Genomic DNA, 233 nt, shown 5'->3' with positions numbered 1-233 from the left:
AGCTATTTTAGGCTCCATGATAGAATGGAATAATATGTATAAAAGAATGGGGGAATTACGCAATAATCCTTATGAAAGTGGTGTATGGTTAAGAATTTTTGGATGGGGTACGAGTGATGAGTATAATAGTGGAAAATACTTTGAAATTCAAAGCGGACATGATAAATTAAACGAGTATTCGAATTTCGAGCTTTACAGTGGAGTAAGGTTTTTATAGTGATTTTGTTTTAGAT

At 32.2% G+C, this 233-nt stretch carries 1 pseudogene; it reads left to right on the top strand.

The features are described from left to right. A pseudogene (locus ELQ09_RS08230) lies at positions 1 to 205 on the top strand (autotransporter outer membrane beta-barrel domain-containing protein); the annotation flags it as partial. Positions 206 to 233: the final 28 nt, after the last annotated feature.

Origin of the sequence: Campylobacter sp. CH186 (assembly GCF_004378925.1) — a bacterium.
GTDB classification, from domain to species: Bacteria; Campylobacterota; Campylobacteria; order Campylobacterales; family Campylobacteraceae; genus Campylobacter_D; species Campylobacter_D jejuni.
Note: the sequence above shows the minus strand (reverse complement) of the source record. Positions and strands in the feature narration are given on the sequence as shown.